General features: G+C 69.2%; 12 protein-coding genes and 1 riboswitch. Of the genes, 10 read left to right on the top strand and 2 right to left on the bottom strand.

The window, feature by feature from the left end; translation table 11 throughout:
* Positions 1-10 precede the first annotated feature (10 nt).
* From ctaE to CG723_RS05920, 6 genes are all read left to right on the top strand, one after another.
* Complete coding sequence (ctaE, locus tag CG723_RS05895; RefSeq protein ID WP_100592161.1) at positions 11-631, top strand: aa3-type cytochrome oxidase subunit III; 621 nt, start codon at positions 11-13, stop codon at positions 629-631.
* Between the two features lie 73 nt (positions 632-704).
* Complete coding sequence (gene qcrC, locus CG723_RS05900; RefSeq protein ID WP_100592162.1) at positions 705-1514, top strand: cytochrome bc1 complex diheme cytochrome c subunit; 810 nt, start codon at positions 705-707, stop codon at positions 1512-1514.
* Positions 1511-2566: a cytochrome bc1 complex Rieske iron-sulfur subunit gene (qcrA, locus tag CG723_RS05905; protein WP_100592163.1), complete on the top strand. Its 1056-nt coding sequence runs from the start codon at positions 1511-1513 to the stop codon at positions 2564-2566. The genes qcrC and qcrA overlap by 4 nt, the downstream gene beginning before the upstream one ends.
* Entirely contained in the window at positions 2563-4200 is a 1638-nt protein-coding gene (qcrB, locus tag CG723_RS05910; protein ID WP_100592164.1) for a cytochrome bc1 complex cytochrome b subunit, read from the top strand. Before qcrA ends, qcrB begins: the two co-directional genes overlap by 4 nt.
* Before the next feature lie 128 nt (positions 4201-4328).
* Positions 4329-5393, top strand: a complete 1065-nt coding sequence (trpD, locus tag CG723_RS05915) for an anthranilate phosphoribosyltransferase (protein WP_100592165.1) — start codon at positions 4329-4331, stop codon at positions 5391-5393.
* A gap of 113 nt (positions 5394-5506) precedes the next feature.
* Positions 5507-5623: riboswitch (SAM riboswitch) on the top strand.
* Positions 5624-5788: 165 nt separating this feature from the next.
* Positions 5789-7162 carry an aminotransferase class V-fold PLP-dependent enzyme gene (locus CG723_RS05920; RefSeq protein ID WP_100592166.1) on the top strand — a complete coding sequence of 458 codons (1374 nt, stop codon included), beginning with the start codon at positions 5789-5791 and terminating at the stop codon, positions 7160-7162.
* Positions 7163-7231: 69 nt separating this feature from the next.
* Here CG723_RS05920 and CG723_RS05925 read toward each other — a convergent pair whose 3' ends face one another.
* Positions 7232-7513 carry an Lrp/AsnC family transcriptional regulator gene (locus tag CG723_RS05925; RefSeq protein ID WP_100592167.1) on the bottom strand — a complete coding sequence of 94 codons (282 nt, stop codon included), beginning with the start codon at positions 7511-7513 and terminating at the stop codon, positions 7232-7234.
* Positions 7514-7553: 40 nt separating this feature from the next.
* Positions 7554-8309 (bottom strand): rhomboid family intramembrane serine protease, encoded by a 756-nt coding sequence (locus CG723_RS05930; RefSeq protein ID WP_199841666.1) that lies wholly within the window; start codon positions 8307-8309, stop codon positions 7554-7556.
* Between the two features lie 156 nt (positions 8310-8465).
* Here CG723_RS05930 and CG723_RS05935 point away from each other — a divergent pair, with 156 nt between their 5' ends.
* The 4 genes from CG723_RS05935 (at position 8466) to CG723_RS05950 (ending at position 12914) form a co-directional block, all read left to right on the top strand.
* Complete coding sequence (locus CG723_RS05935) at positions 8466-8705, top strand: hypothetical protein (RefSeq protein ID WP_100592168.1); 240 nt, start codon at positions 8466-8468, stop codon at positions 8703-8705.
* Between the two features lie 43 nt (positions 8706-8748).
* Positions 8749-10098: an NYN domain-containing protein gene (locus CG723_RS05940; protein ID WP_100592169.1), complete on the top strand. Its 1350-nt coding sequence runs from the start codon at positions 8749-8751 to the stop codon at positions 10096-10098.
* Positions 10099-10414: 316 nt separating this feature from the next.
* Entirely contained in the window at positions 10415-11446 is a 1032-nt protein-coding gene (locus tag CG723_RS05945) for a C40 family peptidase (RefSeq protein WP_100592584.1), read from the top strand.
* 424 nt (positions 11447-11870) lie between these two features.
* Positions 11871-12914 carry a C40 family peptidase gene (locus CG723_RS05950; protein WP_100592170.1) on the top strand — a complete coding sequence of 348 codons (1044 nt, stop codon included), beginning with the start codon at positions 11871-11873 and terminating at the stop codon, positions 12912-12914.
* The last annotated feature ends 2 nt before the right edge of the window (positions 12915-12916 follow it).

The raw sequence follows: 12916 nt of genomic DNA on the forward strand, positions 1-12916 counted from the left end.
GACCGACATAATGTCGGTCGTGGCGACAGCAACGACAGTAGAAACCGGGCACGCGCACCCGTCGGTCAATCGGCCGAACCTCACCAGCGTCGGAACCATCATCTGGCTGAGTTCCGAGCTGATGTTCTTCGCGGCCCTCTTCGCGATGTACTTCACCCTGCGATCGGTGACCGGGCCAGATCACTGGAAGGAAATGGCCGAGTCGCTGAACGTTCCGTTCTCAGCGACGAACACCACGATCCTGGTGCTCTCCTCACTGACCTGTCAGCTCGGCGTGTTCGCCGCCGAGCGCGGGGATGTGAAGAAGCTCAGGACATGGTTCATCGTCACCTTCATCATGGGTGCGATCTTCATCGGCGGTCAGATCTTCGAGTACACCGAGCTGGTCAAGAAGGACGGTCTCTCGCTGTCCTCCGACCCGTACGGTTCGGTGTTCTACCTGACGACTGGCTTCCATGGACTGCACGTGACAGGCGGCCTCATCGCCTTCCTGTTCGTCCTCGGCCGCACATACGCGGCCAGGAAGTTCACCCATGAGCAGGCGACCGCAGCCATCGTCGTGTCCTATTACTGGCACTTCGTCGATGTCGTCTGGATCGGCCTTTTCGCCACGATCTACTTGATCAAGTAGCCGGCACGTCGTCCCGACGTACCGACTCGTCCAGTAAGCACCGACGCAGAAGATCCTGACACCGGGGTAATCCGTGAAAAAGCTCTCCGCACGACGACGCCATCCGCTGGCGGCGGTCGTCGTCCTACTCCTCGCGCTGGCGGCCACCGGGGGGCTGTACGCCGCGTTCGCACCCGCGAGCAAGGCGCAGGCCGACGAAACCGCCCAGTCCCTCGCCATCGACGAGGGCAAGAAGCTCTACGCCGTTGGCTGCGCCAGCTGCCACGGCACCGGCGGTCAGGGATCCAGTGACGGTCCGCCGCTGACGGGCGTGGGCGCCGCGGCCGTCGACTTCCAGGTCGGCACCGGGCGCATGCCCGCGCAGCAGCCCGGCGCGCAGATCCCGAAGAAGAAGGTCATCTACTCGCAGGCCGAGATCGACCAGCTCGCGGCGTACGTCGCCTCGCTCGGTGCCGGTCCGACCGTCCCGACGAAGAACCAGGTCAGCCCGGAGGGTGCGGACATCGCCAACGGTGGCGAGCTGTTCCGTACCAACTGCGCGCAGTGCCACAACTTCACCGGTGAGGGCGGCGCGCTGACACACGGCAAGTTCGCGCCGAACCTGGAGGACGTGAGCCCGAAGCACATCTACGAGGCCATGCAGACGGGCCCGCAGAACATGCCGTCCTTCCCCGACACCACGATGCCGGAGAAGAGCAAGAAGGACATCATCGCGTACATCAACGCGGTCAACGGCAACGAGACCGAGAGCCCCGGCGGGCTGACGCTGGGCGGGCTCGGCCCGTTCACTGAAGGCCTGTTCGCCTGGGTCTTCGGTCTCGGCGCCCTGGTCGCCGTCGCCGTCTGGGTCGCCGCTCGGACCGCAAAGGCCAAGAAGTCATGAGTCAAGAGATTCCAGAAGAGAACCTGCCCAGCGCGCAGGACGCCGACCAGCCGCACGGCTCGGTCGCGGTGAAGGAAGACCCCTTCGCCAACCCGGGGCTGCCGCCCCACGAGCACCGGATCCAGGACATCGACGAGCGGGCCGCCAGGCGCTCCGAGCGCGTGGTCGCCTTCCTGTTCACGCTCTCGATGCTCTCCACGGTCGCCTTCATCGCCGCGTTCGTGACGATCAAGGCCGACAAGAGCGTCTTCATCTGGCCGATCGGGCACATCAGCGCGCTGAACTTCGCGCTCGGCATGACGCTCGGCCTGGCGCTGTTCTGCATCGGCGCGGGCGCGGTCCACTGGGCCCGCACCCTGATGTCCGACGTGGAGGTCGCCGACGACCGTCACGCGATCTCGGCCGAGCCCGAGGTCAAGGCGAAGGTCCTGGCGGACTTCAAGCAGGGCGCCAAGGAGTCGCAGTTCGGCCGGCGCAAGCTGATCCGCAACACGCTCTTCGGCGCGGTCGCGATGGTCCCGCTCTCCGGCATCGTCCTCCTCCGTGACCTCGGTCCGCTGCCGGAGGACAAGCTCCGGCACACCGCGTGGAAGAAGGGCAAGCTCCTCGTCAACATGAACACGAACGAGCCGCTGCGTCCTTCGGACATCGTGGTCGGCTCGCTCACCTTCGCCAAGCCCGAGGGCGTGGAGGAGCACGACGAGGACTTCCAGCAGGTCATGGGCAAGGCCGCCCTGATGCTGGTCCGGATCCAGCCGGACGAGATCAAGGACAAGCAAGAGCTCGCGTGGGGCCACGAGGGTGTCGTCGCGTACTCGAAGGTCTGCACCCACGTGGGCTGCCCGATCTCCCTGTACGAGCAGCAGACGCACCACGTGCTCTGCCCCTGTCACCAGTCCACCTTCGACCTCTCCGACGGCGCCCGCGTCATCTTCGGTCCCGCCGGCCACGCGCTCCCGCAGCTGCGTATCGGCGTGAACGACGAGGGTTACCTGCAGGCGCTCGGCGACTTCGCAGAGCCCGTCGGTCCTGCTTTCTGGGAGCGCGGATGAGCACTTCGACGACCAACGACGCGTCCTCGCGCGAGAAGGCGCCCGCCGGTGAGCGGGTGGCCGACTGGGCGGACGGCCGGCTCGGGATCTACTCCCTGGCCAAGGCCAACATGCGCAAGATCTTCCCGGACCACTGGTCCTTCATGCTCGGCGAGATCTGCCTCTACAGCTTCATCATCATCATCCTCACGGGTGTGTACCTGACGCTGTTCTTCCACCCGTCGATGAACGAGGTGGAGTACCACGGCAGCTACGTCCCGCTGCAGGGACAGCTGATGTCCGAGGCATTCAACTCGACCATGCACATCTCCTTCGAGGTGCGCGGTGGTCTGCTGATCCGGCAGATCCACCACTGGGCGGCGCTGATCTTCCTCGCCGGCATGTTCGTGCACATGATGCGCGTGTTCTTCACGGGTGCGTTCCGCAAGCCGCGTGAGGTCAACTGGGTGTTCGGCTTCCTGCTGTTCGTCCTCGGCATGTTCACCGGCTTCACCGGTTACTCGCTCCCGGACGACCTGCTCTCCGGCACCGGTGTCCGCTTCATGGAGGGCGCGGTCCTGTCCGTGCCGATCGTCGGCACGTACCTGTCGTTCTTCCTCTTCGGCGGCGAGTTCCCGGGCGGCGACTTCGTCGCGCGGTTCTACTCGGTCCACATCCTGCTGCTGCCGGGCATCATGCTCGGTCTCGTGGTCGCTCACCTGATCCTGGTCTTCTACCACAAGCACACGCAGTTCGCGGGCCCCGGAAAGACGAACAAGAACGTCGTCGGCATGCCGCTGCTCCCGGTCTACATGGCCAAGGCGGGCGGCTTCTTCTTCCTGGTCTTCGGTGTCATCGCGGCCGTCGCCGCGATCGCGTCGGTCAACCCGATCTGGGCCATGGGCCCGTACCGGGTCGACCAGGTCTCCACCGGCGCGCAGCCCGACTGGTACATGGGCTTCTCCGAGGGCCTGATCCGCTTCATGCCGGGCTGGGAGATCAACCTCTGGGGTCACACGCTCGTCCTGGGTGTGTTCATCCCGCTGATGATCTTCCCGCTGGTCCTGGTGGTGATCGCGGTCTACCCGTTCATCGAGTCCTGGATCACCGGCGACAAGCGCGAGCACCACATCCTGGACCGCCCGCGCAACGTCCCGACCCGGACCGCGTTCGGTGCCGCCTGGATCAGCTGGTACTTCGTCCTGCTCCTCGGTGGTGGTAACGACCTCTGGGCCACGCACTTCCACCTGTCGATCAACGCGATCACCTGGTTCGTGCGTATCGGGTTCTTCATCGTGCCCGTGCTGACCTTCCTCATCACCAAGCGGATCTGCCTCGGCCTCCAGCGCCGCGACAAGGACAAGGTGCTGCACGGACGCGAGTCCGGCCTCATCAAGCGCCTGCCGCACGGTGAGTTCATCGAGGTCCACGAGCCGCTCGGGCCCGACGCCCTGCACACCCTCACCGCGCACGAGCAGTACGCGCCGCTCGAGGTCGGCCCGACGGTCGACGAGAACGGTGTGGAGCGCAAGGTGTCCGGTACGGAGAAGCTGCGGGCCAGGCTCTCCGAGGGGATGTACGGCGAGGAGAGCCAGATCCCCAAGCCGACTGTCGAGGAGTACAAGGAGATCACCAGCGGCCACGGCCACCACTGATCACCTGAACTGACCGCACGGTCGCCACGGTGAGAGCCCCGTCCAGGCACTGGACGGGGCTCTTTGCCGCTCTCCGGGCTGGATAGGGTGGCCTTGTTCCCTTACACACTGAAAACCAGGAGCGGCAGATGAATGCTGTGACCCCCGCAGGAGGCAATACCGCGGCGGGCCGTTCCTGGCCCCAGCTCCTGAACGGCCTCCTCGAAGGGCGCGACCAGAGCGCCGACGACACCGCCTGGGCCATGGACCGCATCATGCGGGGCGAGGCCACGGACGTGCAGATCGCCGGGTTCGCGGTGGCCATGCGCGCCAAGGGCGAGACCGTGGAGGAGATCTCCGGCCTCGTTCGGTCCATGTACGAGCACGCCAACGTGATCGAGGTCCCGGGCGACACGGTCGACATCGTCGGCACGGGCGGCGACGGCGCCAAGACGGTCAACATCTCCACGATGTCGGCGATCGTCATCGCGGGCACGGGCGCCAAGGTCGTCAAGCACGGCAACCGCGCCGCCTCGTCGGCGTCCGGCGCCTCGGACGTCCTGGAGAAGCTCGGCGTGAATCTGGAGCTGACGCCGAAGCGCGTGGCCGAGGTCGCGGACGAGGCCGGGATCACGTTCTGCTTCGCCGTGAAGTTCCACCCGGCGCTGCGGCACGTGGCGGCGGCGCGCGGCCAGCTGGGCATCCGCACGACGTTCAACTTCCTCGGTCCGCTGACCAACCCTGCCAAGGTGCGGGCCCAGGCCGTCGGTGTCGCCGACGCGCGGATGGCGCCCATCGTGGCCGGTGTCTTCGCCGAGCGCGGCCACTCGTCCCTCGTCTTCCGCGGCGACGACGGCCTGGACGAGCTGACGACGACGGCGACCTCGCGGATCTGGGTGGTCCGGGACGGCACTGTGCGCGAGGAGGCCTTCGACCCGCGGGACGTCGGCATCGACCTGGTGCCGGTGTCCGCGCTGCGGGGCGCCGACGCGTCGTACAACGCGGAGGTGGCCCGCCGCCTGCTGGACGGTGAGAGGGGCCCGGTACGGGACGCGGTCCTCCTCAACTCGGCGGCGGCGCTCGTGGCTCTCACGCCCGGCGAGGGCTCCCTGACCGACCAGCTCCGGGCCGGCATGGCCCGCGCCGCGGAGTCGATCGACTCGGGCTCGGCGAAGCGGACGCTGGAGCGCTGGGTGGCGGCCAGCAACGCGTAAAGGTGCAGGACAGAAGGGGTGGGGAGGTGCCGGTTGGCGCCTCCCCACCACGCTCCGTCCGGGATGCGGACACGCTGTTGCGATGAAGCGATCAGCTGGCATACTTCTCGGCAGGTCATGAGTGACAGCGATTAGGCCCCGGCTCGCTGTCCGGCAACCCTCCGTCCGTGGCGGGGTGCCCCGGGTGAAGACCAGGCAGTGCACAGCAAGGTGCTCTGCAAGCGCGGACCCCTGCACACCCTGGGGTCCTGGTCCTCAAGGGAGCAGTCTCGTGAGCAAGCGAATGCGATAGGGCATCTCCGCCCCACCTCCGCACACCTTTTTCCTTTTCAGCTGCGCCGTCGAGCCATCGGCTCCGGCGTGGTCAATTCGCTTGTCTCTCACGGGAGTTCGCCATGTCTGTCCCCACTGCTGCCGCCGACCAGTCGCTTTGTCGTGAAATTCCCGGTGCTCTGCCGGTTCTGGGCAGGGATGTCACCGTTCCGCTCGTCACCGGGGGCGAGGTCAGCTACGCGGCCCTCGACTACGCGGCCAGCGCCCCGGCGCTCCAGCGGGTCTGGGACGACGTCGCGGCCTACGCGCCGTACTACGGCAGCGTGCACCGCGGCGCCGGGTACCTGTCGCAGCTGTCGACCGACCTCTTCGAGAACTCCCGCGTGACCGTCGCCGAGTTCCTCGGCTGCCGCGCGGACGACCAGGTGATCTTCACCCGGTCGACCACGGACTCGCTCAACCTGCTCGCCGCCGTGCTCCCCGCCGACTGCGAGGTCTTCGTCTTCGAGACCGAGCACCACGCCTCGCTCCTGCCCTGGCGCGACGCCCGGGTGACGTACCTGAACGCGCCGCGCACGCCCGGCGAGGCCGTCCGGACCCTGGAGCGCGCCCTCGCCGGCCGCGACCCCTACGGCCCCGCCCTGGTGTGCGTCACGGGTGCCTCGAACGTCACCGGCGAGCTGTGGCCCGTCCGTGAGCTCGCCGCCGCCGCCCACGCGCACGGCGCCCGCATCGTCCTCGACGCCGCGCAGCTCGCCCCCCACCACCCCGTCGACATCCAGGACCTCGACGTCGACTGGGTCGCCTTCTCCGGGCACAAGCTGTACGCGCCCTTCGGCTCCGGCGTCCTCGCAGGCCGCGCCGACTGGCTCCAGGGCTCCGAGCCCTACCTCGCCGGCGGCGGCGCCTCCCGCAAGGTCGCGCGGCGCGCCGACGGCGGTGTGGACGTCGAGTGGCACGACAGCGCCGCCCGCCACGAGGCCGGTTCGCCGAACGTCATCGGCGTCTACTCCATCGCCTCCGCCTGCAAGGCGCTCACCGAGGCGGGCTTCGACTCGCTCGTCGCCCGCGAGCAGTACCTGATCGGCAAGGTCCGCGACGGTCTCGCCGCCGTGCCCGAGGTGAAGGTGCTCTCGCTGTTCGGCGACGACGCCCCGCGCGTCGGCGTCATCTCGTTCGTCGTCGACGGCTGGAACAGCTCGCACTTCGCGGCCGCGCTCTCCGCCGAGTACGGCATCGGCGTGCGCGACGGCCTCTTCTGCGCCCACCCTCTCGTGCGCACCCTGCTGGGCAGCGACCCGCAGTCGCAGGGGGAGTGCGGGGCGCCCGAGGCCGCGCCCGGCGAGAAGTCCCTCAACGCGATCCGCGTCAGCTTCGGCGCCGGCACCCCGGACGAGCACGTCGAGCGCTTCGTGCGCGCCGTCACCGAGCTGGTCCGCGACGGCGCTCGCTGGAACTACCGCACGGAGGACGGGCGTTGCGTCCCGGCGGTGTGATCCGCCGGCCTCACCGGACATGACGAAGGCCGCCCCTCGGGGCGGCCTTCGGTCGTCAAGCGGGCTGGATCAGGAGTCGAGTCCGATCGCGAACGCCGCCTCCAGGTCGTGCTGCGAGTACGTGCGGAACGCGACATGCGTGTCCGTCGCCTCCACTCCCGGGATCTTGCTGATCTTCCCGGGGATGACGTCCGCCAGGTCGTCGTGGCGCGCGACGCGCACCATGGCGATCAGGTCGTACGTACCGGTCACGGAGAAGACCTCGCTGACGCTGTCGAGGGCGGCGATCGACTCGGCGATCTCGGGGATCCGGTCCACGCTGGTCTTGATGAGCACGATCGCGGTGATCACGGCTGGCTGTCTCCCTCGGTGGCCGTGGCTGGGGCTGCTTTCACTCTAGCCCGCCCGTCTCCCGCCCCCGCTCTTGCACAGAAGCGCTCTGCGCACCCCGCTTCCTTCCTCTGTAGCGCGCCCACGCGTAGAGGAACCCGACGGAGAACCCGACCAGGTGCGCCAGGTAGGCCACTCCCGGCCCCTGGCCGCTCTGCCGGGCCGCCGCCCACTGGAGTGCCACCCAGAACGGCAGCACCACCCACGCGGGAAACCGCAGCGGCAGGAAGAACAGGAACGGGAACAGGCTCGTCACGCGCGCCCGGGGGAAGAGATACAGGAACGCCCCGAGCACCGCGGAGATCGCCCCCGAGGCGCCCACCAGGGTCTGCTCCGAGCTCGCGTACGCAATGGCGTAGCCGAGCAGCGCCGCGCAGCCGGAGAGCACGTAGAAGAGCGCGAACTGGAGGTGGCCCATTCCTTCTTCGACCATCGCGCCGAAGACGTACAGGAAGAGCATGTTGCCCAGCAGGTGCAGATAGCTGCCGTGGACGAAGAGGGCCGTGACGGTGGTGAGTGCGGCGCGCGGGGAGCCGGTGAGCAGCTGGGCCGGGATCACGCCCCAGCGCTCGAAGTAGTCGCTCTGAGCCGCGAGCAGCCGGTCGCCCGTGCCGTAGACGGGGTTGAACCCGGACGCCGGGGACAGCACGAACACCACGCAGCACAGAGCGATCAGCCCGTACGTCACCGGTGCCGGGTGGTTCCTGACAGCCGATCTGACCGTCCTGCCCGCCGTCACACCCCGATTGTCGATCATGCAACAGATCATGACGTAACGGTGCACACCTGCCCAGACGGCCTGCCGGGATTCCCTACTGTGGACGCCCGCGCGGGGGGTACCCGGCAGGCCGTAGGGTTACGGGCACCACGCACCACGGAAAACGTACGACCCCGAAAGAAGGCGACAGCCCCGATGACGGTTCCCCTGCCGACCGCCGAGACCCGTTGGCGCTGCACTCTCTGCGGCAACCTCACGCGTTTCGACGTGACCCGATCGTCGAAGGTCGTCGAATACGTGCACCTCGACCTCGCTGGTGACCCGAAGGTCGAGGAGCGCGAGGTCGTCAGTGAGACCATCGAGTCGGTCCGCTGCCGCTGGTGCAACGCGGTGGATCAGGTCGAACTCGTGGACAGGCCGGGTGCCGGCTCCTGAGAGGGAGCCGAACCCCCAGAAAATACGGACATTGGGGTGACGGATGGTGGAGAGCGCAGGCGGAGAGGCCGGGGACGGCGCCGCTGAGGTGCTCGACCGGCCGTTGCCCGAAGGCGTGCGGCGCCGGGTCGTGCAGATCGTCTCGGACGGCTTCGGCGGGCTGACGGTCGCCGAACTGCCGCCCCAGTTGCGGCAGTATGCGCGCTTCACCCCGACCCGGCGTGCCAAGTTCGCCGGCAATGCGATGGCCGCCGCGCTCGAGGGCGACACCCTCTTCCGCCAGCGCATCGGCGAACGTCTCAGAGAAGCCCAGCCGGAGCTCGCCGGCGCCCTGGACTCCGGGGCGCCGCCGCCCGCCGCCGACCCCCTCGACGTGGCCGCCGCGGCCTATGTGCTGCGGCCCACCGGCTGGGTGAAGCTCGTCGCGGCCGCCGGCGAGGAGGCCGTGCGGGCCGACGCCGAGCGCGCCGACGAGGAGGCGCGGGCGGAGCTGGAGCGGCTGCGCGCCGAGGTCGGGGCCGCCCGCGACCAGACCAGGTCCGAGACCGAACGGCTGCGCACGGAGCTGGAGTCGGCGAAGAAGGAGGCCGACTCCCTCCACCGCAAACTGCGCAGCGCGCTCAGTGACGTCAAGCGCGGCGAGGCGGCCGTGCGCAAGATCCACGGCGAGACCGAGGCCGTACGGGCCGAGATGCAGGCACAGCTGTCCGCCGCCGACAGCGAGACGCGGCGGCTCAAGGCGCGGCTCGGCGAGACGGAGGCGGCGCTCGAGGCCTCCCGCAAGGCGGCGCGCGAGGGCCGCAGCGTCGAGGACATGCGCGTACGGCTGCTGCTCGACACCGTCCTGGAGTCCGCGCAGGGGCTGCGCCGCGAGCTGGCGCTGCCGCCCGTGTCCGTGCGCCCCGCCGAGACCGTGGACGCCGTGGAGCCCGGGCGGATGTCGCCCAAGGACATCGCGGCCCGCGCCCTGTCCGAGCACGACCCCGCCATCCTGGACCAGTTGCTCGCCCTGCCGCAGGCCCATCTCGTGGTCGACGGCTACAACGTCACCAAGACCGGCTATCCGACGATGCCGCTGGAGAAGCAGCGGCTGAGGCTGCTCGGCTCCCTCTCCCAGCTCGCCGCGCAGACCGGCGCCGAGGTCACCTGTGTCTTCGACGGGGCCGAACTCGCCGCGCCCGTACTGCTCGCGCCGCCGCGCGGGGTGCGCGTGCTCTTCTCGAAGGCGGGTGTCACCGCCGACGAGCTGATCCGCCAGCTGGTGCGCGCCGAGCCCTCCGGACGGCCCGTGGTGGTCGTCTCCACGGACCGCGAGGTGGCCGACGGGGTCGCCAAGTCGGGTGCGCGTCCCGTCGCCTCCGTGATGCTTCTGAAGCGTCTCTCGCGCGGCTGACCGACCGCCGCGCGGTTCCGCCCCTTCGCCACATAGGCAACGTAGGTCTCATACGTAACCTCTGGGCCTGATGCCCGAATTGGCGGAACGTTTACGCAACGTAGTGTCAAACGAGCATTACCGCACGTGAGTTGAGTGTAAAGAATGCGCTCGGTGACCGACTTTTTTCTCGTCAGGATTTGAACTGATCACAAGAAGGTCACTAAGGTCTGGCCTCGAACCTCCGCTCGGGTGATCGCTCATCGGGAGTGACGGCAGAGGGTCACCGCCCACCGGCGTGTCGGTAGGCGGCTGGAGGAAGAAGGAGCTCGCCTTCGTGGCGTCCCACCGTCGACCCAAGCAGCCGAGCCGCACCCGTGTGACCGTGCTCACCGCAACCGCCGCCGCAGCCGTGGCCCTCACGTCGCAGGCCGCGCAGGCCGCGCCGAAGCCGAGCAAGAGTGAGGTCAAGGCCAAGGTCGACAAGCTCTACGAAGAGGCGGAGAAGGCCACCGACAAGTACAACGGGGCCAAGGAGAAGCAGAAGAAGCTCGAGAAGGAGATCGGCGACCTCCAGGACAAGGTCGCCCGCGGCCAGGAGGATCTCAACGAGATGCGCACCGGCCTCGGTTCGATGGCCAGCGCCCAGTACCGCTCCGGCGGTATCGACCCCTCCGTCCAGCTCTTCCTCTCCGCCGACCCGGACGACTTCCTGGACAAGGCCTCCACGCTCGACCAGCTCACCGGTCAGCAGGTCGAGGGCCTGAAGAAGATCCAGGAGAAGCAGCGTTCGCTGGCGCAGGAGCGCCAGGAAGCCGCCGACAAGCTCAAGGACCTCGCCGACACCCGCACGGAACTCGGCAAGAAGAAGCAGCAGGTCCAGAGCAAGCTCAGCGCCGCGCAGAAGCTCCTCAACACCCTCACCGCCGCCGAGCGGCAGAAGATGGCCGCCGACGACGCCCGCGCGAGCCGCTCCGCCGGCGCCCGCGTCGACCTCGGCAACGAGGTCCCGGCCTCCAAGCGCGGCGCCGCCGCCCTGAGCGCCGCCGCGACCCAGCTCGGCAAGCCGTACGTCTCCGGCGGCACGGGCCCCAACTCCTACGACTGCTCCGGGCTCACCCAGTGGTCGTACGGACAGGCCGGTGTGGGCATAACCCGGACCACGTACACGCAGCAGAACGACGGCACGAAGATCGGCATGAGCCAGCTCAAGCCGGGCGACCTGGTCTTCTTCAACAACCTCGCGCATGTGGGCCTGTACGCCGGCAACGGCCAGGTGCTGCACGCCCCGCACCCCGGTGCCGTCGTCCGCTACGAGTCGATGAGCACCGTCGGTTCCTTCCAGTTCGGCGTCCGCCTCTCCGGCTGAGGACCCGGCCCGGATCCACCGGGCGAGTGTCACGCGAATACGCGCCCGTTCGGGCGAATATCGGCAGCTCCCACTGACTTTGCGCCCCGGCGTCGACCTGCATCGATGCCGGGGCGCCGGCATTTCCGGGCATCGCCGTCCATTGCGCTGCGTGATAGCTTCCGCGCTGTCCGTCAGCGAGAGCTGGCGTATCTACCGCCGGACGGGCGGGAAGTGACGCCTGTGGAGGCTCCCGGAAGACCGGAACCCAGATTTCGGCAGGGGCCTGTGAAGCAGGAACCCGCCGGAAGCGGGCCCGCGACGTGGGCTCGCAGGCCGGAGCCGGGCCTGTGCCGGGCGGACGTCAATGTCGCCCCGCATTCCGGAGCCCGGCCGCCCCCTGGGGTGGTGGGGGCGGGGGGACGGGAAAGGAGAGCGGCAACCCGTGGGGTCCCATCGCCGTCCCGCACAGTCCGGCCTCGACCGGAGCGCGCGCGGCTCCACTGTGTACGTCCTGTCGGCCGTGGCGGCCACCGCCGCCGCCGGGCTCACCGCCGCCCCCGCGGGCGCCGCGCCACAGGACCGCCCGTCCGGCACCCGGGCCGAGGTCGACCGCCTCCTCGAACAGGCCGAGCAGGCCACCGAGGCGTTCAACAAGGCCGACGAGCGCGCCGACAAGCTCCGCGACGAACTGGGGGACCTTCAGGACAGCGTCGCCCGCGGGCAGGAGCGCATCAACACCATGCGCGGCGCCCTCGGTTCGCTCGCAGGCGCCCAGTACCGCTCGGGCGGCATCGACCCCGCCCTCGCCCTGATCCTGTCGTCGGACCCCGACGGCTATCTCGACAAGGCGTCCGTCCTCAACCGCGTCACCGCCCGCCAGGCCGGCGAACTCACCGAACTGCAGCGGGCGCAGCGCGACCTGTCCCAGGAACGCGCCGAGGCCACCCGCAAGCTCGTCGACCTGGAGCGCTCCCGCAAGGCCGTCGCCCGGCACAAGCGGACCGTCGAGGACAAGCTCGCCAAGGCCCGCCGCCTGCTCGACTCCCTGCCCGCCGCGCAGCGTGAGGCCTACGAGCGCGCCTCGCGCGGTGGCGAACGCGACGGTGTCCCCGACCTGTCGGGCGCAGGCGTCCCGTCGTCCGGCCGGGCCGCCGCGGCGGTCGCCGCCGCGATGTCCGCGGTCGGCAAGCCGTACGTGTGGGGCGCCAACGGGCCCACCGGGTTCGACTGTTCGGGCCTGATGCAGTGGTCGTACGCGCGCGCGGGTGTCGGCCTGCCGCGCACCTCGCAGGCCCAGCGGTACGCGGGACGGCAGGTCCCCCTCTCCGAGGCGCGGCCGGGCGACCTCGTCGCCTACCGCTCGGACGCCAGCCACATCGGGATGTATGTGGGCAACGGCCAGGTCATCCACGCCCCCTATCCCGGCGCGCCCGTGCGCTACGACCCGGTGGGCATGATGCCCGTGTCGTCCGTGACGCGGGTCTGAGC

It is taken from the genome of Streptomyces sp. CB01635 (genome assembly GCF_002803065.1).
Lineage (GTDB): Bacteria > Actinomycetota > Actinomycetes > Streptomycetales > Streptomycetaceae > Streptomyces.